Below are 23,994 nucleotides of genomic sequence, written 5' to 3' on the forward strand. Positions count from 1 at the left end.
GTCACTCCTTCTCTTCCCCCTCCGGGGTAATTTCATAGACACGCTCGGCGATATCCGTATACAATACGCCGTTCAAATGGTCGATTTCATGCTGAAACGCCCGGGCCAGCAGATCGGATCCCGTATAAGTCACTTCGTTGCCGTTCCGGTCCAGCCCTTTCACGGTCACCGTTTGAGCGCGGCGGACATCCCCGCGGTATCCCGGAATGCTCAGGCAGCCTTCGGGTCCGAACTGTTCCCCTTCCTTCGAAACGATCACGGGGTTAATCAGCTCGATCAATCCGTTCTCATCCCCAACATCCACCACGATCGCGCGTTTTAAAATACCGATTTGCGGAGCGGCTAACCCGACGCCCTCGGCCTTGTACATCGTTTCGGCCATATCGGTCAACAGTTTTTGTACGTTCGGCGTAATTTTTTTGACTTCTTTGGCCACCTGATGCAGTACCTCATCGGGTTCCAATACAATAATTCTTAAAGCCATGCTGTCCACCATCCTAACTCTCGAGTTGTTTCTTCTATCATATAAAAAATATGCCCGATTTGATATTTCTACATCAACATCTGCGGATCCACGTCAATACTGATCTGCAGCGAGGCGTCCCGCAGCTGGTCCAGGGTTTCCCCCGCCGTCTCCCGCACCAAACGCACCGCGTCAAGCGCCCCGCGGTATTTCACCATGCATTGGAACCGGTAGCGGTTCTTGATGCGCGGGATCGGCGAGGCGACGGGACCGAGAATGTCGAGCGCCTCCGCCGCAAACCGGTCGAGATTGCCGTACCAGCCGAGCCGCTGGGCTTTAAGCCGCAAATCGCCGGCAAAATTCTCGGCCATCCGCAGCAGCACCGGCAGCTTTTCATGGGACAACGTGACAAGGATCAGCCGGCTGTACGGCGGATAATGCATCGCCTTCCGGTGGTTCAACTCCTCGCGGACGAACGAAGTGTAATCATGGCCGCTGGCATGAACGATGGAGTAATGATCCGGCATATAAGTCTGGATAAACACCTCCCCGGGCAGTTGATGCCGCCCGGCACGGCCCGCCACCTGCGTAAGCAGTTGGAACGTCTTCTCCGCGGACCGGAAATCGGGAAAATTCAGGGCCGTGTCCGCGGCGATGACGCCGACCAGCGTCACCTCCGGAAAGTCGAGGCCCTTTGCCACCATCTGCGTGCCGAGCAGGACGTCTCCCTTTTTCTCCCGGAAAGCTTGCAGCAGCTTCTCATGCGACCCCTTTTCCGTCGTCGTGTCTACATCCATCCGGATGACCCGGATGCCGGGAAACAGCTTGGCGAGCTCTCCCTCGACCCGCTGCGTCCCGGTCCCAAAGTAGCGGATGTGCTCGCTGCCGCATTCCGGACAGATCGATGGCGCCGGTGCGGCATACCCGCAATAATGGCAGCGCAGGTTATTTGACTTCTGATGGTACGTCAGGGAGATGTCGCACTCCGGACAGCCCGCCACATAACCGCAGGACCGGCACATCACGAACGTCGAGTGGCCCCGGCGGTTCAAGAACAGCACCGTCTGCTCTCCGCGTTCCAGCCGGGCGGCGATGCCCGCATGCAGAGCCCGGCTGAACATCGACCGGTTGCCGTCGCGCAGCTCCTCGCGCATATCGACGATATGCACGCCGGGAAGCCGGCTTCCGGCAGGCCGCTGCTTCATCTCCAGCAGCAGCGGGGCGAACTGCTCGTCCGCCTGGGAACGCGCCGCATGATAGCTTTCCAGCGACGGCGTAGCCGAGCCCAAAATAACGGCGGCGCCATATTGACGCGCCCGGTACACCGCCACATCGCGCGCATGATATTTCGGCGTCTCTTCCTGCTTATAGGAAGTTTCATGCTCTTCGTCCATGACGATCAGCCCCAGATCGGCAAAAGGCACGAACACGGCGGAACGAGCGCCGATCGCCACCTGAACCCGGCCTTCGCGGATTTTCCGCCATTCATCGTAGCGTTCTCCGGTGGACAGACGGCTGTGCATCACCGCCACCTTATCGCCAAAGCGTCCTTTAAAGCGCTCCACCATTTGCGGGGTGAGCGAGATTTCCGGGACGAGGACGATCGCCTGGCGGCCGAGCGATATGCACCGCTCAATCGTCTGCAGGTAAACCTCCGTCTTGCCGCTGCCGGTTACGCCATGAAGCAGAAACACTCCATGACTCCGCGCATCCAACGCTTCCGTTACCTTGCGGTAAACCTGGTCCTGCTCGGGCGTTCGCTGCAGCGGCTCCGAACCTTGAAAACGGCGGTTCTTGTATGGATCGCGGAACACTTCCGCCTCTTCGATCACCGCGTAGCCCTTTTCGGCCAGTTTTTGCACGGTCCCGGCGGTCACCCGCAAGGTCTGGAGCACTTCCTGAAGCGATAGCGGGACCCGGACTTCGAGCAAAAATTCAAGCACTTCCTTCTGGCGCCGGGCTTGCGCGCTGAAGGAAGCGAGCGCCGCCTCCGCCGCCTCTCCCGAGACGGATGCGGCGACGGTTTTGATCATTTTTTTTCGTAACTTATCCTTGATCATTTGAGTTTCGGACAGCAGCCCCCGTCCGATCATGCCCTTGATCTCTCCGGCTCTGCCGGGATAACGCTTGCTCAGATGTTCCATAGTCACCTGGCCCGAGGCCTTCACGTAAGCGAGTATCTCTTCCTCCTCGCCGGTAAGCAGCACAGGACCGGCAAGTCCGCCGCTCTCCCCGTCAAAAGCCGGATCCCCCTCACCGTCGTCCGTCTCCGGAACGGTTACGTACCTTTCCGCCTTGCCTTTAAGCGCTGCCGGAATCATCGCCTGCAAGGCGGAAATCATACTGCACGCATACTTGCGGCTCATCCAGCCGGCCAACTTCACGAGATCCTGCGGCAGCGGGGGCGTCAGATCGAGCAGCTCCTGGATCGGCTTCAAACGCTTCGAATCCATCTCCGTATCCTCATGCAGCGACAGCACAAATCCCTGAACCGTCCGGCGTCCGAAGGGGACGCCTACCCGGCTTCCGATTTCGATCCAGCCCTGCATCCCGGCCGGAATCAAATAGTCAAAAGGCCGATCGGTTTCCCGGCTCGGCACATCGACAATCACTTTCGCTATTCGGTAACTCATTCCGCAGCTCCAGCCAGCCTGGAAGCAGCCAGTTCCATAATCCGCAAACCCAGCTCCTCCTTGGACAGCAGCGGCAGCGAAGTCACAAGTCCGCTTGCGTCGTAGAGGCTGACGACATTGGTGTCGGTGCCGAATCCCGCCCCTTCCCGGGTCACATCATTGGCAACCAGCAGATCGCAATTTTTTCGCTGGAGCTTGTCCATCGCGTACTGCTCCACATCGTTCGTTTCGGCGGCAAAGCCGATGAGGAACTGCCTGGTCTTTTGCTTACCCAGCGTTTCCAAGATATCGATGTTTTTAACCAGCTCCAGCGTCATGGTTTCGCCGGTCTTTTTAATTTTGCGATCCGCCGGCGTTTTTGGCCGGTAATCCGCAACGGCCGCGGCCTTCACCAAAATATCCGTATCGCTCCACTCGCCGAGCGCCGCTTCGTACATGTCCCGGGCCGACTCCACGGGGACGACCCGCACGCCTGCCGGCGGAACAAGCCGCGTGTTGGCGGCGATCAGCGTGACCTCCGCGCCGAGTTCCACAGCGGCTTCGGCCAGCGCATAGCCCATTTTACCCGACGAATCGTTGGAAATGTAGCGGACCGGATCGATCCGTTCGATCGTGCCCCCCGCGGTCACAACGACTTTTTTACCGGCAAGAGGAAGAGCGGACCGCCGCTCCTGACGCGCAAAGAACCCCTTCACCACGTCGACGATCGTCTCCGGCTCCTCCATCCGTCCTTTCCCCGTATAACCGCAAGCCAGCAGGCCTTCCCCCGGTTCTACCAGCAGAACCCCGCGCGAAGCGAGCTCCGCCAAGTTGCGCTTAACGGCAGGATGCGCGTACATATGCACATTCATCGCCGGAGCCAGCATGATCGGCGCTTCCGTCGCCAGCAGCGTGGTGGACAGCATATCGTCGGCCAGCCCCGCGGCCATTTTGGCGATAATGTTGGCTGTAGCCGGCGCGATCAGCACCAGGTCCGCCCAATCGGCCAGAGCGATGTGGGCGATAGCGCCCGGATCTTTTTCATCAAATGTATCGGTATAGACCGGATTTTTAGACAATGCCTGGAGCGTCAGTTCGGTAACGAATTTCGTCGCGGACTCTGTCATGATCACCTGGACTTCCGCCCCCTGCTGCACAAGTTTGCTGCACAGCGAAGCGGCCTTGAAAGCAGCGATCCCTCCGGTAACGCCAAGCAGAACCTTCTTCCCTTTTAACAATGTCCTTCCCCCGCTTTCTCCCAAGACTTAAAACTTCATCCGAACGAAAAAAATAACAACCTCGCGGTTGTCCTGAAGAGGTTGTTATTTTATGCCTCGACCCGCGAGGTCCAGAAATCTATTTATTTTCGTCCGGTTCCGTGGTCGGAATTTCTTGTTTCAACCGTACGTAATCGCCGTAAATCTCCTCCAGAGCAACGCCGACCTGCTTGTGCGATTTCGGCTGCTTCAGCTCGCTCTTGGCTCCTTCTCTCAGCAATCTCGCTCTGCGGGATGCCGCCACAACCAGCGAGTATTTGCTGCCGACTTTCCCGAGCATCTTATCAATCGATGGATACAGCATTAGGAAAACACCTCTTCTTTTGGACTCAAATGCCTAATTGCAATTCTTTCGCCTTGTTTTTAACCTTACAATGTTCGGCAACGATGATGGATTCTATTCTTTTGCAAGCCAAATCGATTTCATCGTTGACGACGGCGTAGTCGTAATTCTCCAACAGGCCGATTTCGTAAGCAGCTACGGACATCCGGTGATCGATCGTCGCCTGGTTCTCCGTTCCCCGTCCTTGAATCCGTCCCTTCAACTCGTCAAGCGAAGGCGGAAGCAGGAACACAAAAACGCCCTCCGGAAACTTCTCCTTCACCTTGAGCGCGCCTTGGACCTCGATCTCGAGAATGATATCCTTGCCGCTCTCGAGCGTCTGCTCAACGAAGTCGCGGGGAGTCCCGTAAAAATTGCCCACATATTCCGCATGCTCCAGCAGTTGATCCTTCTCGATCATCTCCAGAAACTGCTCGCGGGTCTTAAAAAAGTAATTCACGCCGTTCTCCTCGCCGAGGCGAGGACCCCGCGTCGTTGCCGATACGGAATAGACGAGCCCGGGCATGCGTTGCCGCAGTTCGGTGCACACTGTTCCTTTACCTACACCCGAAGGTCCTGATAATACAATGAGTAACCCTTTAGCCATTTTTCTCTCCATTTTATTCGTCGTTGTCGTCATCTTTCGCGGACAGGCGGTGTGCTACCGTTTCCGGCTGAACCGCCGACAGGATGACATGGTCGCTGTCGGTAATGATGACCGCACGCGTGCGGCGACCGTAGGTAGCGTCAATCAGCATATGGCGATCCCTTGCCTCTTGAATAATCCGCTTAATGGGAGCCGATTCCGGACTCACAATGGAAATGATCCGATTGGCGGATACGATGTTTCCGAAGCCGATATTAATAAGTTTAATTGCCATCTAAGGTATTTCCCCCTATTTTACTTGACTCACCAGTGTCAAATGTGACGTTATTCGAGATTCGCGGCTTGCTCGCGAATTTTCTCCAGTTCCGCTTTCATTTCAACGACACGGTTGACCAGAGCCAAATGATTGGCTTTCGATCCAATCGTATTCGTTTCCCGGTTCATTTCCTGTATCAAAAAATCCAGCTTGCGCCCCACCGGTTCGGTGGAACGGAGCAGGGTCCGGCATTGTACGAAATGGCTGCCTAGACGGGTGAGTTCTTCGTCAATATTGGACCGGTCCGCAAAAACGGCGATCTCCATGGCGAAGCGCTGCTCGTCAAAAGCGCCCTCCACCAGCTCGGTTAAACGACCCTTGAGCTTGGTCCGGTAGTCGCTCACGACCTGAGGCGCATAAGTCCTCAGTTCGGCGTGCAGCTCTTCCAGCCTGGCAAGCCGCTGCTCCAGGTCGGCCGCAAGATGCAAGCCTTCCTTTCCGCGCATATCCAGCAGTCCGCCCAGCGCCTCTTCCAGCCCGTCATGAAGGACGTCTTCCCAACCTTCGCCGGTAAAGTCCCCTTCACCAAGCGGATCGGGCGGGATTAAAACATCGGGCAGCGAGAGCAGGTCCTTCGCACTGAACGAAGCTTCCAACCCGTACTTGGCATGCAGCTCTTCCGCCGCCCGCAAGTAGGCTTCCACCCTGCCGGAATTCAGGACAAAAGGAAGGGAACTCTCATCATCCCGCTCCTTGCCGATATATACATCAACCCGTCCCCGCTTGACATCCCGCTGAATCCGTCGCCGAAGGCTGTCCTCATAGCAAGCCCATTCCCTCGGCAAACGTAGCACGATTTCGGCATAGCGGTGGTTGACGGACTTTATCTCAAATTGAATCATATATCCGCCGAAGACTCTGGCGGCGCTGCCGTATCCTGTCATACTGTGAGACATAGGCATCACATCCGTTATCCTATTGTAATTGATAATTATGAACGAGACAAGTGGGACGCCTTCTGTTTCGATTTCTCGAGAACGTGGCGGGTTAAAGCCACATTCATCTCATAAAACATGAAAGGTGTCATTAAATAAATTCCATTAAAATGCTCCATCGCGGTATCGAGCAGTTCCTTGGCGATCTCCACGCCCATGGCCCGCCCTTCGGCGCCCTGAAGCCCGTCCATGCGGCGGCGGACCTCATCCGACAGCTGGATGCCCGGTACTTCATTATGAAGGTACTCGGCGTTCTTTCCGCTGGCCAGCGGCATGATGCCGATAAAGATCGGGATATCCAAATGGGCTGTCGCCTGCTTGACGGCAACGATAAGCCCGGGATCATAAACCGGCTGGGTCATGATATAGTCCGCGCCCGATGCGATTTTCTTCTCAAGCCGCTCGACCGCCTTGTGCAGATGTTTGACGTTCGGATTGAAGGCCGCTCCGACCACGAATTTCGCCTTTTGTTTCAGCGGCTTGCCCGAAAAAGCCACGCCCTCGTTCAGCTGTTTGATCATCCGGATAATTTCAAAGGAAGTCATGTCGTACACGGAGCTGGCTCCCGGCAAATCCCCGAACCGGGCCGGGTCTCCTGTCACCGCCAGCACATGGTCGATACCGAGCGCGTCGAAGCCCATCATATGCGACTGCGTACCGATCAAATTGCGGTCCCGGCAGGCGATATGGATCAGCGGTCTCAGACCGAACTTGGACTGCACCAGATGCCCGAGCGCCATATTGCTCATCCGCGTTACGGCCAGGGAGTTGTCCGCCAGCGTCAGCGCATCCACTCCCGCTTCCTTCAAGGCGGCGGCGCCTTCCATAAATTTGCCGATATCCAGATCCCGCGGAGGGTCCAACTCGACGATAACGGTATGGCGTTCCTTCACAAGCTCCGTTATGGCCGGGATTTTTCCGTCTCGGGAGGAGCCGCCGTCAGCCCCCTCCGGGATTCTTACAAAAACGGCGGATTCGCTCGGATTCGGCAGCGGCTTGCCTTCCTGCAGCGGGATGGCCTGGTATGACGCCAGCGCCTTCACCGTCGCGGCGATATGCTCGGGCGTCGTTCCGCAGCAGCCGCCGATCAAACGGGCTCCCAAATCCCCGAAAGCGGTCGAACATTCGCCGAAATACTCCGGGGTTGCTCCATATACATACTCCCCATCTACATAGTCGGCCAATCCCGCATTAGGGAAAACGGATAGCGGCACATTGAGCGGGCCGCCCAGCCGGGACATCACGCTCATGATTCCCTTTGGTCCCGAGTGGCAGTTGAAACCGAGCACATCGGCGCCCTCCTCCAGCAAAATGCCGAATGCGTCGGAAATCGTATATCCATCCAGCGTGCGGCCGACCTGGTCAACCGCAAACTGGCAAATAACCGGAACGTCCGTCAAATAGCGGGCCCGCCCCAGAGCAATACGCATTTCACCCAGATCATAAAAAGTTTCCAGCAATATCGCGTCCACTTGCTCGTCCAGCAAAGCGGCCATTTGCTGTTCGTAGTACCGGTTCAGTTCCTGATCCGTTACGTTAACACGCTTCCCGCCCCGAATCGAACCGACCGCTCCGGCTACGTACGCGCGCCCGGCCGCCGCTTTTTTGGCAATGCGGACCGCGGCCCGGTTAATCTCCTCCACCTGGGCTTCCAAACCGAATTTGGACAGCTTGTAATAGTTGGCGGAAAAACTGTTCGTCTCCAGCATCTCGGCTCCCGCCTCGATATACCGGCGATGGACGTCCCCGATGACTTCAGGCTGAAGCAAATTCAACTCCTCAAAAGAAATGCCCACGGGAAAACCGAAATGGTACAAGTAAGTACCCATGGCACCGTCCCCAACAATGACTCCGTTCTCCCATCTTTCGCGCAAATCAGGTTTCATCCCCGTACCTCCAAAGCCCGTAATGTTATTATAAATGCCGGTTCTCGGCTCCTACTGTGCATAATTTCATTCTAATGTATCATAAATCCACCGGATTGATAAGAATTCCGTCTGACAAATGATTTTACCGCCGGACAATAACCGGCTCAAAAGCCGGGCCGAAGCGCCTCAAAAAAAACGGACAGCCTCCGGCCGCCCGTTTCTTATTTTCTAAATCTCAATACTCCCTTTATATACCGTCTCCGCAGGCCCTGTCATATACACGTGGTTATCCCGTTCATCCCATTCGATGAACAAGTCCCCGCCCTTCAGTCCGATCCAGGCCGCGCGGTCCGTCAGCCCGTTCAGCACGGAGGAAACCAGCGTCGCGCAAGCCCCGGTTCCGCACGCCAAGGTCGGCCCCGCGCCGCGTTCCCACACGCGCATTTCCACCCGGTCTCGCGAGGTTACGGTCGCGAATTCCACATTGATTTTTCGCGGAAAAAAGGGGTGCACCTCCAGCTTCGGCCCCCAGGTACCCAGATCGAAGTTCGGGGCATCGTCCACGTAGATGACGCAATGCGGATTGCCCATGGAGACGGCCGTAAACTCGAACCGGCGCCCCTCCGCTTCAATCGGCCGGGCGAGTACCGGGTTCCCCTCCAACGTGGTCGGTACGGCCAATCCGTCCAGAATCGGCTCGCCCATATCCACCCGGACGGTTTGAACGACCTCCTCCTCGATTTGCAAAGAAACCTGCTGCACACCGGCGCCCAGCGTTTCGATGGTAATCCGGTCCTTATCCGTGTACCCGTGGTCATACACGTATTTGGACACGCAGCGGATGGCATTGCCGCATTGTTCGGCTTCCGTGCCGTCCGAATTGATAATCCGCATCCGGAAATCCGCTTTCTCCGAAGGAAGGATGAAGACCAGCCCATCCCCTCCGACACCGAAAAACCGGTTGCACCATGCTATCGCCAGCTCCGAGACCCGCTCCGGAAGCTCCTTCTCTCCGTAAAATACGAGAAAATCATTGCCTAGTCCATGCATTTTAGTAAATTCCATATATCTTTCCACCCCTCACATGCATTGCCGAGCTGAGCTTGCTCCATGGGATTAGTCTATCGGCTTGAGGGGTGGAATGGTATTGATTCTATGCACGAAGATTTGTACTTTTCACCGTGGCCATCGGACGGGGGCCGTTGTAATTCCGGCGCCGTCTGCCGGACCATACGCTGCCCGCGCCGAGCAGGAAGGTCGGGATGCCGGCGGCGACGAGCGAAATGGCCCATTCGCGCGTACCGAGCGGTACCGTTTTGAAGATCGGCTGCAGCGCCTCGATATACATCACACCAAGCAGAAGCAGCACGGACGAAAGAACGGCCACGACAAGGTAGCGGTTTTGCAAAATATTGCGGTGGAAGATCGATCGCGAACTGCGGCAGTCGAAGACGTGAATCAGCTGTGCCATGACCAGCGTCACGAATGCAACCGACTGGGCTTCGGCCAATTGGGCCGGATCGTTCGGCGCTATCCGGTAAGTCAGCCAGAACGCGCCGAGCGTACACAGGCCGATCAACAAGCCGCGGCTGAGGATTTTCCAGCCGAGCCGCCGGGCGAAGATATTTTCGTTCGCTCCTCTCGGCTTGTGTTCCATCAAATCCTTCTCGGGCTGGTCCACGCCGAGGGCCATCGCCGGCAAGCCGTCCGTGACAAGATTGACCCACAGAATCTGAATCGGGAGCAGCGGCAGCGGCAAGCCCGCCAGCATGGCGAAAAACATCGTTAAAATTTCGCCTACATTCGAGGCCAGCAAATAACGGATAAACTTGCGGATATTTTCGTAGATGCTTCTCCCTTCTTCTATCGCGGCTACGATCGAAGAGAAGTTGTCGTCGCTTAAAATCAGCGACGAGGCTTCCTTGGACACATCGGTCCCCGTGATGCCCATCGCAATGCCGATATCGGCGGCTTTGATCGCCGGCGCATCGTTGACGCCGTCCCCCGTCATCGCGACGACATGCCCTTTGCGCTGCAGCGCTTTGACAATGCGCAGTTTATGCTCGGGAGCCACGCGCGAATAAACATAGGTCTCGTCGACCCGCCGGTCCAGCTCTTCATCGCTGAGCGTTGCCAGTTCCTGTCCGGACATGGACACGCCTCCGCGCGGCAAGATGCCGAGCTCCGCCGCGATCGCTTCCGCCGTAAGGCGGTGATCCCCGGTGATCATCACAGTTTTGATTCCTGCCCGGCGGCAGACGGCAATGGCATCCCGCGCCTCGCGGCGGGGCGGATCGATCATGCCGGCCAAGCCGACGAAGATCAAATGCGATTCCACGGCGCCTTCATCCGCCAACGTCTCATGCGGCTTCAGCTCGCGGTAAGCCAGCCCCAGGACGCGCAGCGCGCCGCGGGCCATCTCCTCGTTCTCCGCCTGCACCCGGCTGCGCAAGGTGCCCGTGAACGGAACGACCTTGCCCTCCCAGAGGATATAGGCGCATTTATCCAGCAGCATATCCGGAGCTCCCTTGACGAGAGCCATCTTTCCGCCCTGGTGGGCCACCACGACCGACATCATTTTTCGTTTCGAATCGAACGGAAACTCCTGCTCCCGGTGATATGACGTGCTCAAGGCGGCGGGGGTAAGTCCCATTTTGGAGGACAGGACAACGAGCGCCCCTTCCGTCGGATCCCCCTTCATAACCCAATGGGTTCCCGGCGGTTCTTCCTTGTTTTTTTTGCGGCCACGCACATCGGCATCCTCTTCGGAAATTACCGCGTTGGAGCAAAGCGCGCTGACCTGCAGCAAACGCCGAAGGCTTTGATCCATTTTGATGTCGATCGGCTGCTTATTCTCCAATATATGTCCGACCGGTTCATAGCCCTCCCCGGTGACCTCCAGCGAACGTCCTTCCAACCACAGCCGGGTCACCGTCATCTTGTTTTGCGTCAGCGTTCCCGTTTTGTCCGAGCAAATGACCGAGGCGCAGCCCAGCGTTTCAACGGAAGGCAGTTTACGGACAATGGCCTTGCGCTTGATCATCCGCTGCACGCCGAGCGCCAGCGCGATCGTGACGATCGCCGGCAAACCTTCGGGAATCGCCGCCACGGCCAGACTTACCCCGGCAAAGAACATCGCGCCAGCAGGCTGTCCGTGCAAAATCCCGACGACCACGACGAGCACCGTGAGAGCCAGCGCCAAGTAAATCAGTATTTTTCCAAGCTGCTCAAGCCTTCTTTGCAGCGGCGTTTCCTGGGTATCGGTATTTTGGATCAGGTCGGCGATTTTGCCCATCTCCGTATCCATCCCCGTACGAATTACCACGCCCCGGCCGCTTCCCCGTGTAATCATCGTGCCCATAAAGCCGATATTCTTCTGATCGCCCAGCGGCACATCCGCTTCGCGAATCGTTTCGGCATGCTTTCCGACCGGATGCGATTCCCCGGTCAATGCCGATTCCTCGACGTCGAGGCTGTGGGCGGTCAGCCAGCGGATATCGGCCGGTATCCGGTCCCCGTTTTCCATAATCACGATATCGCCGGGAACGAGATCCTTCGCGGGGATATGGCGTACCACGCCTTCCCGGAGCACATTGGCATGGGGGGCCGACAACTGCTTCAACGCCCGCAGGGAACGCTCCGCCCGGAATTCCTGCACAAAGCCAAGCACCCCGTTCAGGACGATAATCGCTATAATGGTAACGGCGTCCAGATATTCGCCGAGGATGCCTGAGATCAGCGTGGCGCCCATCAGAATGAGCATCATGAAATCCTTGAACTGGTTTAAGAACAGCAGCCACGGGGAAATGCGCTGCCCCTCCGCCAGCTCGTTTGCTCCGTACTGCTCCTGTCTGCGAGCCGCTTCCTCCTGGGTCAGGCCCTGTTCACGGGTGACGCCGAACCGTTCAAGAAGCTCATCGCCACTCCACTGGTGCCAGTTTTTTTGTTCCATCCTCCCAATTCCCCTCCCGTATTTTATGCGGTATACAGCGTGAAGGCTTTTCCACCTAGGGTAAATGTATTCCGGCCAGTCCCAAATTATCACAGCATGGCCCTTAAGTTTTTGCCGGAAGTATGGCATCATAGAGGGAAGCACGGAGTAATTTATATTGAAATAAGACGGGAGATTATATTGTTATGGCACTTGACGGAATCGTTACCCGATCGATCGTTCACGAACTGCAAACCATCGTGGGCGGACGCATCAATAAAATACATCAGCCCTCATCCAGCGATATCATTATGCAGCTTCGCTCCGCCGGCGGAAACAAGCGCCTGCTGCTGTCGGCGAATCCGACTTACCCCCGGGTGCATCTGACGGAGGAATCTTTTCCGAATCCGCTGGAAGCGCCAATGTTCTGCATGCTGCTCCGGAAGCACTGCGAAGGAGGCATTATCGAAGCGATCCGGCAAGTCGGGATGGAACGGATCATCCATATCGAGGTGCGCCAGCGCGATGAGCTCGGCGACGTTTCGGTCAAACGCCTGATCGTGGAATTGATGGGCCGGCACAGCAATATCATTCTGGTGGATCCGGCAACAGGCGTACAGCTCGACGGCATTCATCACGTGACCCCCGCGATCAGCGGGTACCGCGTCGTTATGCCGGGTTTCTCCTATACGGAGCCACCGCAGCAGAACAAACTGGATCCTCTGCATACGGGTAAAGAAGGCTTCTTCAGCGCCTGGCAAGCCGCTGCCGAGCAGAACGAAAACGGGGGAACCGGCTGGATCGTCGGCGCCTATAGCGGCCTGAGTCCGCTGATTGCGGAGGAGATCGGGTACCGCGCCTACGGCGGCGATCGGCCACCGCAAGGAAGCGGGGATCCCGGGAAGCTCTGGGCCGCCTTTGACCAGCTTATGGAGGATGTGCGGAACCACCGATACACGCCGGTGACCGGGGATAACGAAGCGGGGAAGCCGGTGTTCTCCGCCGTCCGGCTGACGCTGATCCGAGGGGAAGCGAAAACTTACGGCTCCATCAGCGAATGCATGGAGGATTATTTCGGGGAAAAAGCGCTGCGTGATACCGTGAAGCAGAGGACCAGCGATCTGCTGCGTTTTTTGCAGAATGAACGGAACAAAAATATCAAAAAGCTGTCCAACCTGGAGAAAGATTTGGGGGAAGCGGAGGATGCGGAGCGTTACCGGATCTGGGGCGAGCTCCTGCTGCCGTCCCTGCATATGATCAAGAAAGGCGATCGTACGGCCGAGTTGATCAACTATTACGACGAAGAGCAGAAGACGGAGCGGATTCCGCTCGATCCGCTGCTCACCCCGTCGGAGAACGCCCAGCGTTATTTTAAAAAATACAACAAGTTCAAAAACAGCCTTGCGGTCATCGACGAGCAGATGCAAAAAACGCGGGAGGAGATCGTGTACATCGAAGAGCTTCTCCAGCAGTTGTCTTACGCCTCGCTTAACGATGTCGACGAAATCCGCGAGGAATTGATTCAGCAGGGATATTTACGGGACCGCGCGAAAAAAGGCAAAAAGAAGAAAAAGAACGACCGCCCTACCCTGCATGTCTATACCTCTTCCGAGGGCTTCGAAATTTGCGTCGGCAAAAACAACCTGCAAAACGAATACCTCACCAACCGGCTCGCCGGACCGAACGATACCTGGCTGCATACGAAAGACATTCCGGGTTCGCATGTGGTTATCCGCGGCAGCGGTTTTGGCGATGCGACACTGAATGAAGCGGCCCAACTGGCGGCCTATTTCAGCCAAGCCAGGGAATCGAGCAGCGTCCCGGTGGACTGCACCCTGATTCGCTACGTCCGCAAGCCGAGCGGGGCCAAGCCCGGCTTCGTCATTTACGACCATCAGCGCACCTTATTCGTGACGCCGGACGAGCAGTTGATCAAGAGCCTGCCGAACGCGGTGAAGAACGGCTGATAACGCCGGAAATAAGCATGCGAAAGAACCTTCCTAAGCGCAGACCTGCTGTGTTAGGAAGGTTCTTTGTTCAACGGCCGCCGGGCTCCGCGGCGTTTTTCAATTGTCGGACGCACTCCCCGTCGGCGTACCGGCTGCCGAGATCGCCGTGAAAGACGACGCCCTGCCGGGCTCCGTGATAATCCGAACCGCCGGTAGCGATCAGTCCGTATCGCCGCGCCAGCGCAAGATAACGTTCCTCGGCCTCCGGCCCGTGGTCGGAGTGGTACACCTCGATTCCCGCCGGCCGCCCCCGCTCCACGATCGCTTCCACCAGCTGGTCATCGCCGTACAAACCCGGATGGGCCAACACCGGCACACCTCCGGCCTCGCGAATCCATATCATTGCTTCCTCCGGCGAGATCCGTGGCAAGGAAGCGTATCCGGGCTTCCCTTCTCCAAGGTACCGGTCAAAAGCATCCCTCATATCGGCGGCCAGCCCTTTGCGAACCAACGCGTCGGCGATGTGGGGACGGCCCAGGCTTTCATCCGGCCGCAAGGGCCGCCCTAGCCCCGCTTTGACTTCGTCCAGCGTGATGGAAATCCCCAGGCCCTGCAGTTTTTCTATGATTTGGACGTTCCGGGCCTCACGGGTCTCCCTTAAACCGGCGAGTCTCTGCAACAACAACGAATCGTCCGTTTTGATAAAATACCCCAATACATGAATGTCTTTTCCGGATGACCGGGTACTGATCTCCACCCCCGGAATCACGGTGATCCCCTGCCGCTCGCCCTCCGCCATCGCTTCCTTGATCCCCGCTACCGTGTCGTGGTCCGTGATCGCCAGCCCAGCAAGGCCATGTTCTCTGGCCAGGCGAACGTTATCGGCGGGGGCATTCATCCCGTCCGAAGCGCGCGTATGGGTATGCAAATCGTATCGTTCGCGCTGCCCCGTTTCGTTTTGGTTTTGCATCTTTTCTGCTCCTCCTTCGGTATGCTGCTCCAAGACTCGGATCTAGAACGTTTTTTTGAACCCGCGCAAATACGTTAAAAAGGTAACCGCCGAGACCGGCAGCAGCGTAGATTTTAAATGGATGGAATAAAATTGCCGTTTGAACTCGGCATCCTCGATATCCACGACCTTCAGGAGGCCTAGGGCCTGCTCATGCTTCACCGACGACGGGGAGATGATCGTGACGCCAAGGCCCGCTTCCACCGCCGATTTCACCGCGCCCGTGCTGCCCAGTTCCATCACCGTTTCCATCCGCTCCGCCGCGATGCCCAACCGTTCCAGTTCGGCCTCCATCACCTGGCGGGTCCCGGAGCCTTTTTCCCGCAGCACGAAGGGATAATCCATGACCCCACTCAGCTTCACCCGCTCCTCCTTCGTCAGTGGATGCCCGGCCGGAACGATCAGCTTCAACTCATCCTCCATCACGGGCTCAGACACCATATCGGGGTGATACACCGGTGCTTCGACGAGGCCGAAGTTCAACTGATGCCCGACGATTTCCTCAATAATCTGGGTCGTATTCATGACCTTGAGCGCAATGGAGATATCCGGGTATTTCACCGCGAATCCTCCGAGCAGCCTGGGCAGTACATACTCCCCGATTGTCAGGCTGGCCCCGAGCTGCAGCCTTCCTTCCAGCATCGAGGCGTATCGCGACATGGCCCTCTCGGTTTCCCGCATCAAATCGATGCTGCGCTTGGCATAGGGAAACAGCGTATGCCCCGCTTCGGTCAGCTCGATTCTTTTCGTGGACCGGACCAGCAATTTGCTGCCGAAATGATCCTCCAGCGCCTGAATCTGCATCGTAACCGCCGGCTGGGTCATGTGAAGCGCCTGGGCCGCCGCCGAGAAGCTTCCCCGCTCCGCAACCGTATAAAAAATATGAAGTTGATGATAGTTCAACGCCATCCTTGCCCACTCCTTCTTCTCCCCTACCATACCACGAGAATGAATACAAAAAAAAGCATGCCCCTGTTGGAACATGCTCATTCTATTTACGTTTCCGTGTATTCTTCATCAAGGTCATGCGCCGGGAATGCCGCAGCCAGGAATAGTAAGATTTCAAGTCGCGAAGCTCGATCGTCTCCGACATCCTGCCCAGAAAGGTGACGATAATCATTTTGTATACCGGCTTGGCGTGCTCCTTATACAGTCCGGGAATCTCCGTAAACTCCGCCACGAACACCAGATCGTCATCGACGAGGTAAACGTCCTCCCCGTTTCGGTAGTACGGCTTCATCCTGCCTTGCTTCAGCCATCCCCATGCCCAGCGGGCTATCTCATGCGTCGCGGGATTGCGGCGATCGATCCGATCCTGATATCTTAACTTGGCATGATGGGTAATAACGATGTCGGCGATGGCCTTGTCGCCCAATAAAACAGGCTCCCTTCCGTAAGTTGCCCGCCGCTCCGTAACCGTGTTTCTCATTTGCGCACCTCGAGATTTAGGACTTTTTAACTAAGTACAATTACCCATTATATTACAACATAACTTACCGTTCGACAAGATTAAAGAAAGGAAATTCCCAGGAAAATTTGCCCCCATGGATCCTGCAAAAGTCAGGCTTTCCGGCTGGTGCTAACGCCTGCGGGAAGTCTAACGGCTGTGGCAACCGCTATTTTGTGAAAAGTAACCCTTTCAAAATTCTAACGGTCGCGAGCGCCGTTATTTCCTAGATTTACTCCTATAACAGCCCGGTTTATGCGAAATAAGCGCCGTGGCGACCGTTAGAATTGGAAATCGGCGTTTTCCGGGTAAATAACGGCTGTGGCAGCCGTTAGCGTAATTTCGTCTTGTCAAGGTTGATTTCAGCGCTAGTGCGCATCAGCCTCTTATTCACCGGTCCGGCTGCAAAGGAAAGATAACCGCCGGCAAATCCACCTTGCTTTATCAATAAGGAATGACCCGCTTATGGCGATAGGCGTTCCCCCCGGTCAAAAAAAGAGCGGCCCGAGGGCCGCCCTTTCCTGCAAACTACAAACCGTAATAACGGGTTTTGTCCGGAACATCCTTGCTGTATTCCGTCTTGATTTCGTTCCGGTAGGAACGTTCAATTTTACGTACATAGGGGAGTTTGCGGACGTTCTTCATCGTCTCCTCCGCCCGGTCCGCGTTAACGTACATGACTACATAATGCATCCGCCGCGACAAATAATGCACGCTTCCGTATTTCTCCAGATTTCTTGCCGCTTTCAGGTCGCTGACCCAAATAATATAACCGGTCCGCTCCGGAAACATGATTTCTCCCCCTTCTCTTCAACATAATGCACCTGATGATCCTCGGAGCCGATCCTAGCCGCAACCGCACGATCCCCCGCCACCGCAGCCTCCGCCCTTCGGATTCGGATCATTGCTCGGCACCTTGATGCTGTCCGAAACGGAATAAGCGATGATTTCGGACATCTGGTGCAGGATATCGTCCAATTCCTTCTCTGCAGCTTTAAAGCGGCGGACCGCTTCGAACCGCTCCAACTCCAGCTCCACCTCGGTCACTTTGTCTTTGGCTTCGTGATAATTGGGGTGAAAATGGCCGAATCGCTGCGTTTCTTCAAAAAGCTCCTTCTTGGCAGCCAATTTCTTGACGAGGGCCCGTATATCGGCATCCTCTTCAACCCGGCGTTTCCAGAACAAATAGTCGGAAACCGCGGCGGATTTATTTATCAAATCGCCTAATTCATAGGCGTTTGTCAGCAGCTCGGCCATATCGACCGTGTTGATCTCCGTTACGCTCATGAATTATCATCTCGATTCCTTACAAGAGTAGTCCACCAAAGCGGTAGACGAGATAATCATACCATAATCTTGTGCCAAGAAGAAGGGGGAGCCCCCGGCGATCAAGGGATATCGGACATCATCAGCCGCATGGCTTCACAACGGTCCGCTGTCAGTTCGAGCTCCTCCTGCAAGGGACCGTTACCGTCTCCCCGCTGAGTGGGAGGTTTCAGCAGCCGTCCGACAACCGTCCACTTTTCATCGCCCTTCAAAGAAAGCGGGTAAAACTCCTCAAGCGAACCGTTCATTTTCAACTCTACTTTAGTCCTCCAGCCGATGGCCTGCTCCATTATTTTTCTTGCCGTTGAGGCGTGATAGTGCCGCAGCTCCTTCAGCCACATCCCCGGTACATCCTCATATCCCGGAAAAAGCTCCGAAATCTGCGGAATCGCCTCGGACGGCTCATAAAAATGAAGATTCCGGCCGTTAAAAATCCAGGCCCGCTCGGGCTGTGTCCCTCGCAGTGCCGTCAGCGCATGCCCGGCCCCTTCTTCCAGCCGGGGGTAGTCCGGCGCGACCGCGCCGGAGCCGCCTTGCTTGGGCGGAGCCAATCTCGCTTCCTCCAGCACCCTGCGGACTTTGGCGGCCTGAGCGGCATCCACAATAAAATCGCGTGGGCCGATCCGCTCCAGAAGCCCGGCGAGTGCCGGCAAGACAGCCACCATGCCCGCCGCCGCCTCGTCGGCGCAGCGCAGCAGCAGCCGCTCCTCGAACGAGGTCCGGCCCAACTCCCGGGACCACTGCTCAAGCGCCGATCGGACGTTGTCCGGCACCGCCTCCGCGTGGGCCTCCAGCAGTTCCAGCACCGCCCCCGGGAAGCGTCCCAGTTCGGCCGCTTTGGATACACTCTGTCTGCTCAGCCGATAGACGGACATCCTGTCCATCGTCAGATTTTCGCAGCAGGCTTCCAATTCCCAGCGTACCCGATACGATACGTCCGGGGGCACCAGAATCTCGAAATCCGGCTGCACAATGATGAAAGGGGGCGAAGACGGCGTAGTCCCGCCCGGCTTGCCATCCCCCGCACCTCCGCCGGGCAGGGCCCTCCCTGCGGCCGATTCCTTCTTGGGCAAGCGCCGCAAATCCGGCTTTTGCCGCCAGCGGAAGCACCCTTTGTCTTCCCCGTGGGTTCCAAAATCCAGCCAGCCGAATCCGGCCAGCGCTTTAAGCCACTTCTCCATCCATCCTGTGAGAAATTCGGGGAGGCTGCCGGGAAGCAGCCCGATGGATTGCAGCGACTCGAATACGCTGCCAAGCGAATACCACATGCCCTCCCGCAAGTCCGGCTGAATCAGTCTGTATACGCAGTGCTGTACGGACACATCATCGGGAATATACCGATGAAGCAGCTCCCGGCACAACAGAGCGTCCATCTCCTCTTGTTCCAGCGCAAGCCAGGCCGACAGTTCCCGGGAATTCAGGCTCCAGCTTGCGCGCTCCTTCATGATCAGCTCCAAGGAAAGCAGCAAATCGAGCACCACGGCCAGTTGGGGAGGATAGACGTCATGATGGGGATAACGCAGATCAAGGCCGGCAATATCGTTTTCCTGCAAGTACAGATAACCCGCCAGCTTGCTAACCGACCGTTGGTGAAGGGTTCCCTTGGAGGTGACGGGCAGCCCGTTCCGGCCGGCCCAGGCCAGAGCCCGGAAAAGGTCCAGCGCCAGACCGGGACCGGCTTCTCTTTGCAGGCGGGCATCGGAAGCGGCCAAAGGCTCCGGCTCGGGAAAATGCGCCTGTTCCCACAGATCCGGCAGCAGTTCCGCCGGGATGTAGTACAGCATTTCGCCCCACGCCTTTTTGACCGCGGCCAACTGTCCGCTCCGCAACAGCCCGGGGAGGGCCGCTCTCAGATCGGCTCCGGTCAACTGGCCGACCGCCGCCTCATCGAGCTTCTCCAGCTTGAACGGAAGTCCGGCGAACCGCCGGAAAATCGCTTCGATCATGCGCCTTCCCCCCGCTCTCCCGTCACGGCGTATTCATACCCTTGCTCGATCAAGAACAGTTGGCGGCGCAGCGCAAAATCCTGTTCCCGGGTTTCCTCCGAAACCAGGGTGTAAAAATAAGCTCCCCCTCCATCCTGCTTGGGCCGCAGTATTCTTCCGAGCCGCTGCGCCTCCTCCTGGCGGGAGCCATAGCTTCCGGAAATCTGGATCGCGACGGACGCATCCGGCAAGTCCACGGCAAAATTGGCCACCTTGGAGACGGCCAGCACCGGGATCTTCCCCTCCCGAAACCGGGCGAACCATTGTCCCCGTTCCTCCTGCGGCATACTGCCGGAGATAAGCGGAACACGGAGCGCCGCAGCCACCTCACGCAGCTGGTCCAAATACTGGCCGATGATGAGAATTTGCCGCCCTGCATGACGGTTTACCAGTTTCAGCACCATTTCGGTTTTTCGCGGGTTCTCCGCCGCAATTCTGTACTTCTCTCTTCCCTCCGCGCTTAGATAGCGCTCCCGGATGGAATCCGGCAGGCTTACGCGGACTTCCCGGCACTCCACTTGAGCGATGAACCCCCGCTCCTCCAGCGCCTTCCAGGGAACCTCGTAACGCTTCGGTCCGATCAGCGAAAAGACGTCCCGTTCGCAGCCATCCTCCCGCACCAGGGTGGCGGTCAAACCGAGCCGGCGAGTCGCCTGGATATCGGCCGTCGCCCGGAAGACGGGGGCGGGGAGCAAATGCACCTCGTCATAGATGATCAGTCCCCAATCCCGCTGATTGAACAAGCTCATATGTTTGAATTCATCCTCTTTTCTACTGCGGTGGGTCAGGATCTGATAAGTCGAAACCGTAACCGGACAGACCTGCTTCTTCTCCCCCGAGTACTCTCCGACCGCGCCCTCCGGCAGCGTCGTTTTATCCCGGATTTCGGCAATCCATTGGCGTACCGAAGTAACATTGGAGGTCAAGATCAGCGTTTCGCTCTGAAAATGGGCCATTGCCGCCAGGCCGATGACCGTCTTCCCCGCGCCGCATGGCAGTACGAGGACGCCGCTGCCTCCGCCGTCGCCTCCGCAGGCAAAAGCGTCGACCCCGGCTTTTTGATAGGTTCGGAGGACGAAAGATTTCCCGCTTTCCGTCACGTCCCGCAGGGCCATGGGCAACGATTGGCCGTGATGATACCCGACCTCGTCCAACACCGGGTATCCGAGACGAGCCAGGGACTGCTTAAGCGCTCCACGCCATACCTGGGGCAGAAAACAGCGGTACTCGTTACCCGGTTCGAGCTTGTACGGTGCAAGAGCCTTCTCCTTCAACAGCCGGGTCATCAGGCCTTCCTTGCCGCCCACGTATTCCAGGCACAACCGTCCCGGCTCTTCCGCCCTGTACAGCTTGAGACTGCCGAATCTAGAAACCCACATCCGGATCTCCTCGTCCACTCCGCCCGGCAGCTCCCATCGGGACAACCCCCGCAGCTCCTCCAAAATCTCCTCCGCCGTCATTCCGGCAGCGGCGGCGTTCCACAAGGACAGCGGGGTAACGCGATATGTATGATAATAAGCCGGGCTCTTCACCAGCTCCGCAAAAATAGCCAACCTTTCCCGGGCAGGTTCATAGCCGGGATGGTTTTTTTCGAGCAGAATCGTCAAATCCCGCTGCACAATGCACGATCCTTCCCTGTTCATCGGGAGCCTCCTTTTCACACAGATAAAAAAACAAGAAGCCCGCAAGCCGGTCGGCCGCGAACTTCTTCTCCCGCGCCTCCCCGTTAGCCGGGGGCCGGCTGTCTTAATGCACTTGCTCCGATATTTCCGACAACGCCTCGCCGGCATTGTCGGCGAAGATGCCCCGCACGGCGAGGTCGCCGATCGAAACGACCCCGACCAGCATTTCCCCCTCGGTAACCGGCAGCCTCCGGATTTGCTGCTCGGCCATCAACTCGGCCGCCTCGTCCACCGAGGTGTCCGGCGTAGCCGTTCTAAGGCCGCGGGTCATGACGGTCTCGACCGCGGTGGAACCCGGATGCTTCTCGGCGATGCCCCGGATCACCAGGTCGCGGTCCGTAATGACCCCGAGCAGCCGGGTGCTTCCTTTTTCGCAAACCGGAATAAAACCGGTGTCATGCTTCTTCATTTTGACCGCCACTTCAAAGACGTTGTCTTCGGGAGACACCGTTACGACATCTCGGGTCATAATTTCGTTGACTTTTCTCATGTTGATCCCTCCTTCGGTCAATAGAATTCCAAAGGGGGAGCCGGTTTATGCGCCCGATGCGGACGCATGCTCCGCCAAGTAGGAATCGGCCATCGCCACCAGGAGCAAGGCGGCATGCAGCATCGCCTCCTCATCGATATCGAACCTCGGGTGATGATGAGGGTAGACCGCCCCCTTCTCCGCGTTTCCCGCCCCAACCAGCATGAAGCAGCCCGGGATTTGCTGCAAATAGTAGGCGAAATCCTCCGCCGGCATAATCTTTGGCGAGACAGCGGGCTTTAAACCCGCGGCGGCGGCCCCGGACTCATAAAAGCGCTGAAACTCGTCGGGATGATTAACCAGGCACGGATAACCCATCATATATTCCACGGCGGCCGTAGCCCCATAAGCTGCCGCCGTGCCCGCAGCCAGTTCATGGACCCGCGTCCGGATCAGCTCCCGCGTGTCCGCGTCGAAGCAGCGTACGGTCCCCGATAGCCGGCAGCGGTCAGCGATCACATTCTGCGCCGTCCCCCCTTGAATCGACCCGATGGTAACCACCGCCGGATTGAGAGGATCGACCGAGCGGCTGACTACGCTTTGCAGTTGCAGAACCAGCGCTGAAGCCGCTACGACACTGTCGATCGTTTTATGCGGCATCCCGCCGTGCCCGCCTTTCCCTTGAACGTCGATGAAGAACTCATCCGTGGAGGCCATCAGAGGACCGGCAGCGCTCATCGCCGTTCCCGCGGAAATCGGTGTCCATAAATGGACCCCGTAGATCACATCCGCTCCGTCCAGTGCCCCAGCCTCGATCATCGACACCGCGCCGCCCGGACAAACTTCCTCCGCCGGCTGGAACAACAGCCGTACTTCTCCGCTCAGTTCTTCCCTCCGGCCGCTGTAATATTCCGCCAAGGCCAGAAGAACGGCCGTGTGGCCGTCATGGCCGCAGGCGTGCATGACTCCGGGAACGCCGGACGCGTAATCGCAGTCCTTTTCGTCCTGAATGGGCAGCGCATCCATATCGGCTCTCAGTGCCACCGTTTTACCCGGGCGACCGCCTCGAATCCGGCCGATGATGCCGAAGCCGCCGACGCCGGCAGTTACCTCCACGCCGAGTCTTTCCAGCCGCCCCAGCACAAAAGCCGATGTTTCTTTTTCCATAAAAGACAGTTCCGGATGCCGGTGCAAAAAGCGCCGGTCCTCCACCATGCCTTGAAATAAAGCCCGAAGCGCTTCGCTATCCATTCGCCCACTTCCTTCTTCTAAATCGCTGATTTCATTGTATCAGAAAACAGGCCTTCTTAATATGCGCGGTCTTCGGATGCAAAAGGCCGAAACTTCACTTTTCATAAGGCTTTCCGTGCTTGCACAAGAGGTGGAAACATACTATCATGGGGAGAGAACTCATGACTTTTTTACGAACATTATTTAAGGAGGCCTTCCGACAGATGATAGTTGAAAATACAGGTTTGGATGGACTGAAGAGCGATTTGGCCTATTTGGACGAATCTGCCGAGAAAGTTGGCTTTATTCGCTGGCAGTGGGAATACTATCGTGCTACATACGATTATAAAATCGAATACAACAACGACGAATACTACCTTCGCATCAATACGCGAGCGATTGAAGGCAAGCTGGAGCGTCCGGAGACAATTCTGTCCATTGAAGCGGTCTATATGGGGCGGGCCACTTTCCCACACGGGCTGGAATATGAATCCGAAATTCCGGCGCTCGTCATGAAGACGGCGACGCATAAAATCGCGGAGTTGAAGGAACTCCTCGAGGCTTAA

The 23,994-nt window shown here is 57.1% G+C and carries 21 protein-coding genes; 2 read left to right on the top strand and 19 right to left on the bottom strand.

The window, feature by feature from the left end; translation table 11 throughout:
- Position 1 precedes the first annotated feature (1 nt).
- From def to V4U88_RS03195, 10 genes are all read right to left on the bottom strand, one after another.
- Positions 2-484 carry a peptide deformylase gene (gene def, locus V4U88_RS03150; protein WP_334071769.1) on the bottom strand — a complete coding sequence of 161 codons (483 nt, stop codon included), beginning with the start codon at positions 482-484 and terminating at the stop codon, positions 2-4.
- A 68-nt stretch (positions 485-552) separates the two neighbouring features.
- Positions 553-3,096, bottom strand: coding sequence for a primosomal protein N' (gene priA, locus V4U88_RS03155; protein ID WP_334071770.1), 2,544 nt, complete (start codon positions 3,094-3,096; stop codon positions 553-555).
- A complete protein-coding gene (coaBC, locus tag V4U88_RS03160; RefSeq protein WP_334071771.1) occupies positions 3,093-4,313 on the bottom strand; it encodes a bifunctional phosphopantothenoylcysteine decarboxylase/phosphopantothenate--cysteine ligase CoaBC in 1,221 nt (406 codons plus the stop codon). Before coaBC ends, priA begins: the two co-directional genes overlap by 4 nt.
- Before the next feature lie 118 nt (positions 4,314-4,431).
- Positions 4,432-4,656, bottom strand: a complete 225-nt coding sequence (gene rpoZ, locus V4U88_RS03165) for a DNA-directed RNA polymerase subunit omega (RefSeq protein WP_334071772.1) — start codon at positions 4,654-4,656, stop codon at positions 4,432-4,434.
- Positions 4,657-4,681: 25 nt separating this feature from the next.
- Positions 4,682-5,281, bottom strand: a complete 600-nt coding sequence (gene gmk, locus V4U88_RS03170; RefSeq protein WP_334072059.1) for a guanylate kinase — start codon at positions 5,279-5,281, stop codon at positions 4,682-4,684.
- 13 nt (positions 5,282-5,294) lie between these two features.
- Positions 5,295-5,555 carry an extracellular matrix/biofilm regulator RemA gene (gene remA / locus V4U88_RS03175; protein ID WP_044479181.1) on the bottom strand — a complete coding sequence of 87 codons (261 nt, stop codon included), beginning with the start codon at positions 5,553-5,555 and terminating at the stop codon, positions 5,295-5,297.
- Positions 5,556-5,605: 50 nt separating this feature from the next.
- Entirely contained in the window at positions 5,606-6,493 is an 888-nt protein-coding gene (locus V4U88_RS03180) for a YicC/YloC family endoribonuclease (protein ID WP_334071773.1), read from the bottom strand.
- 35 nt (positions 6,494-6,528) lie between these two features.
- Positions 6,529-8,418 carry a bifunctional homocysteine S-methyltransferase/methylenetetrahydrofolate reductase gene (locus V4U88_RS03185; RefSeq protein ID WP_334071775.1) on the bottom strand — a complete coding sequence of 630 codons (1,890 nt, stop codon included), beginning with the start codon at positions 8,416-8,418 and terminating at the stop codon, positions 6,529-6,531.
- A gap of 210 nt (positions 8,419-8,628) precedes the next feature.
- The gene (gene dapF, locus V4U88_RS03190; protein ID WP_334071776.1) at positions 8,629-9,465 is read right to left on the bottom strand and encodes a diaminopimelate epimerase; all 837 of its coding nucleotides are present in this window, start codon (positions 9,463-9,465) and stop codon (positions 8,629-8,631) included.
- Positions 9,466-9,553: 88 nt separating this feature from the next.
- A complete protein-coding gene (locus tag V4U88_RS03195; RefSeq protein WP_334071777.1) occupies positions 9,554-12,352 on the bottom strand; it encodes a calcium-translocating P-type ATPase, SERCA-type in 2,799 nt (932 codons plus the stop codon).
- A 185-nt stretch (positions 12,353-12,537) separates the two neighbouring features.
- On the opposite strand from V4U88_RS03195, the gene V4U88_RS03200 reads away from it, so the two are divergent.
- Positions 12,538-14,298, top strand: coding sequence for an Rqc2 family fibronectin-binding protein (locus V4U88_RS03200; RefSeq protein WP_334071778.1), 1,761 nt, complete (start codon positions 12,538-12,540; stop codon positions 14,296-14,298).
- A 70-nt stretch (positions 14,299-14,368) separates the two neighbouring features.
- Here the strand turns inward: V4U88_RS03200 and V4U88_RS03205 are convergent, their stop codons facing one another.
- The 9 genes from V4U88_RS03205 to V4U88_RS03245 form a co-directional block, all read right to left on the bottom strand.
- Positions 14,369-15,250 (bottom strand): PHP domain-containing protein, encoded by an 882-nt coding sequence (locus tag V4U88_RS03205; protein WP_334071779.1) that lies wholly within the window; start codon positions 15,248-15,250, stop codon positions 14,369-14,371.
- A gap of 42 nt (positions 15,251-15,292) precedes the next feature.
- Positions 15,293-16,198 (bottom strand): selenium metabolism-associated LysR family transcriptional regulator, encoded by a 906-nt coding sequence (locus V4U88_RS03210; RefSeq protein ID WP_334071781.1) that lies wholly within the window; start codon positions 16,196-16,198, stop codon positions 15,293-15,295.
- Positions 16,199-16,280: 82 nt separating this feature from the next.
- The gene (locus tag V4U88_RS03215) at positions 16,281-16,718 is read right to left on the bottom strand and encodes a hypothetical protein (protein ID WP_334071782.1); all 438 of its coding nucleotides are present in this window, start codon (positions 16,716-16,718) and stop codon (positions 16,281-16,283) included.
- Between the two features lie 546 nt (positions 16,719-17,264).
- A complete protein-coding gene (locus V4U88_RS03220) occupies positions 17,265-17,528 on the bottom strand; it encodes a YlbG family protein (RefSeq protein WP_148451702.1) in 264 nt (87 codons plus the stop codon).
- A 54-nt stretch (positions 17,529-17,582) separates the two neighbouring features.
- Positions 17,583-18,023 (bottom strand): YlbF family regulator, encoded by a 441-nt coding sequence (locus V4U88_RS03225; RefSeq protein WP_334071783.1) that lies wholly within the window; start codon positions 18,021-18,023, stop codon positions 17,583-17,585.
- A 101-nt stretch (positions 18,024-18,124) separates the two neighbouring features.
- Positions 18,125-20,008 (bottom strand): helicase-associated domain-containing protein, encoded by a 1,884-nt coding sequence (locus tag V4U88_RS03230; protein ID WP_334071784.1) that lies wholly within the window; start codon positions 20,006-20,008, stop codon positions 18,125-18,127.
- The gene (locus tag V4U88_RS03235; RefSeq protein WP_334071785.1) at positions 20,005-21,690 is read right to left on the bottom strand and encodes a DNA repair helicase XPB; all 1,686 of its coding nucleotides are present in this window, start codon (positions 21,688-21,690) and stop codon (positions 20,005-20,007) included. Before V4U88_RS03235 ends, V4U88_RS03230 begins: the two co-directional genes overlap by 4 nt.
- A gap of 103 nt (positions 21,691-21,793) precedes the next feature.
- The gene (locus V4U88_RS03240) at positions 21,794-22,219 is read right to left on the bottom strand and encodes a CBS domain-containing protein (RefSeq protein WP_334071786.1); all 426 of its coding nucleotides are present in this window, start codon (positions 22,217-22,219) and stop codon (positions 21,794-21,796) included.
- A 45-nt stretch (positions 22,220-22,264) separates the two neighbouring features.
- Positions 22,265-23,449 (bottom strand): amidohydrolase, encoded by a 1,185-nt coding sequence (locus V4U88_RS03245; protein ID WP_334071787.1) that lies wholly within the window; start codon positions 23,447-23,449, stop codon positions 22,265-22,267.
- Between the two features lie 203 nt (positions 23,450-23,652).
- Here V4U88_RS03245 and V4U88_RS03250 point away from each other — a divergent pair, with 203 nt between their 5' ends.
- Positions 23,653-23,994 carry a YugN family protein gene (locus V4U88_RS03250; RefSeq protein WP_334071788.1) on the top strand — a complete coding sequence of 114 codons (342 nt, stop codon included), beginning with the start codon at positions 23,653-23,655 and terminating at the stop codon, positions 23,992-23,994.

The sequence above is a fragment of the Paenibacillus sp. A14 genome (assembly GCF_036864815.1).
GTDB classification, from domain to species: Bacteria; Bacillota; Bacilli; order Paenibacillales; family Paenibacillaceae; genus Fontibacillus; species Fontibacillus sanfengchensis.

What these genes read in the sequence shown, in the direction of transcription:
- V4U88_RS03250 (WP_334071788.1), top strand. Translation starts at nt 23,653, where the DNA reads ATGATAGTTGAAAATACAGGTTTGGATGGACTGAAGAGCGATTTGGCC.
- V4U88_RS03185 (WP_334071775.1), bottom strand. Translation starts at nt 8,418, where the DNA reads ATGAAACCTGATTTGCGCGAAAGATGGGAGAACGGAGTCATTGTTGGG.
- V4U88_RS03225 (WP_334071783.1), bottom strand. Translation starts at nt 18,023, where the DNA reads ATGAGCGTAACGGAGATCAACACGGTCGATATGGCCGAGCTGCTGACA.
- gmk (WP_334072059.1), bottom strand. Translation starts at nt 5,281, where the DNA reads ATGGCTAAAGGGTTACTCATTGTATTATCAGGACCTTCGGGTGTAGGT.
- dapF (WP_334071776.1), bottom strand. Translation starts at nt 9,465, where the DNA reads ATGGAATTTACTAAAATGCATGGACTAGGCAATGATTTTCTCGTATTT.
- V4U88_RS03245 (WP_334071787.1), bottom strand. Translation starts at nt 23,449, where the DNA reads ATGGATAGCGAAGCGCTTCGGGCTTTATTTCAAGGCATGGTGGAGGAC.
- V4U88_RS03230 (WP_334071784.1), bottom strand. Translation starts at nt 20,008, where the DNA reads ATGATCGAAGCGATTTTCCGGCGGTTCGCCGGACTTCCGTTCAAGCTG.
- V4U88_RS03205 (WP_334071779.1), bottom strand. Translation starts at nt 15,250, where the DNA reads ATGCAAAACCAAAACGAAACGGGGCAGCGCGAACGATACGATTTGCAT.
- remA (WP_044479181.1), bottom strand. Translation starts at nt 5,555, where the DNA reads ATGGCAATTAAACTTATTAATATCGGCTTCGGAAACATCGTATCCGCC.
- def (WP_334071769.1), bottom strand. Translation starts at nt 484, where the DNA reads ATGGCTTTAAGAATTATTGTATTGGAACCCGATGAGGTACTGCATCAG.
- V4U88_RS03215 (WP_334071782.1), bottom strand. Translation starts at nt 16,718, where the DNA reads ATGAGAAACACGGTTACGGAGCGGCGGGCAACTTACGGAAGGGAGCCT.
- priA (WP_334071770.1), bottom strand. Translation starts at nt 3,096, where the DNA reads ATGAGTTACCGAATAGCGAAAGTGATTGTCGATGTGCCGAGCCGGGAA.
- V4U88_RS03220 (WP_148451702.1), bottom strand. Translation starts at nt 17,528, where the DNA reads ATGTTTCCGGAGCGGACCGGTTATATTATTTGGGTCAGCGACCTGAAA.
- V4U88_RS03195 (WP_334071777.1), bottom strand. Translation starts at nt 12,352, where the DNA reads ATGGAACAAAAAAACTGGCACCAGTGGAGTGGCGATGAGCTTCTTGAA.
- V4U88_RS03240 (WP_334071786.1), bottom strand. Translation starts at nt 22,219, where the DNA reads ATGAGAAAAGTCAACGAAATTATGACCCGAGATGTCGTAACGGTGTCT.
- V4U88_RS03210 (WP_334071781.1), bottom strand. Translation starts at nt 16,198, where the DNA reads ATGGCGTTGAACTATCATCAACTTCATATTTTTTATACGGTTGCGGAG.
- V4U88_RS03200 (WP_334071778.1), top strand. Translation starts at nt 12,538, where the DNA reads ATGGCACTTGACGGAATCGTTACCCGATCGATCGTTCACGAACTGCAA.
- V4U88_RS03235 (WP_334071785.1), bottom strand. Translation starts at nt 21,690, where the DNA reads ATGAACAGGGAAGGATCGTGCATTGTGCAGCGGGATTTGACGATTCTG.
- V4U88_RS03180 (WP_334071773.1), bottom strand. Translation starts at nt 6,493, where the DNA reads ATGTCTCACAGTATGACAGGATACGGCAGCGCCGCCAGAGTCTTCGGC.
- rpoZ (WP_334071772.1), bottom strand. Translation starts at nt 4,656, where the DNA reads ATGCTGTATCCATCGATTGATAAGATGCTCGGGAAAGTCGGCAGCAAA.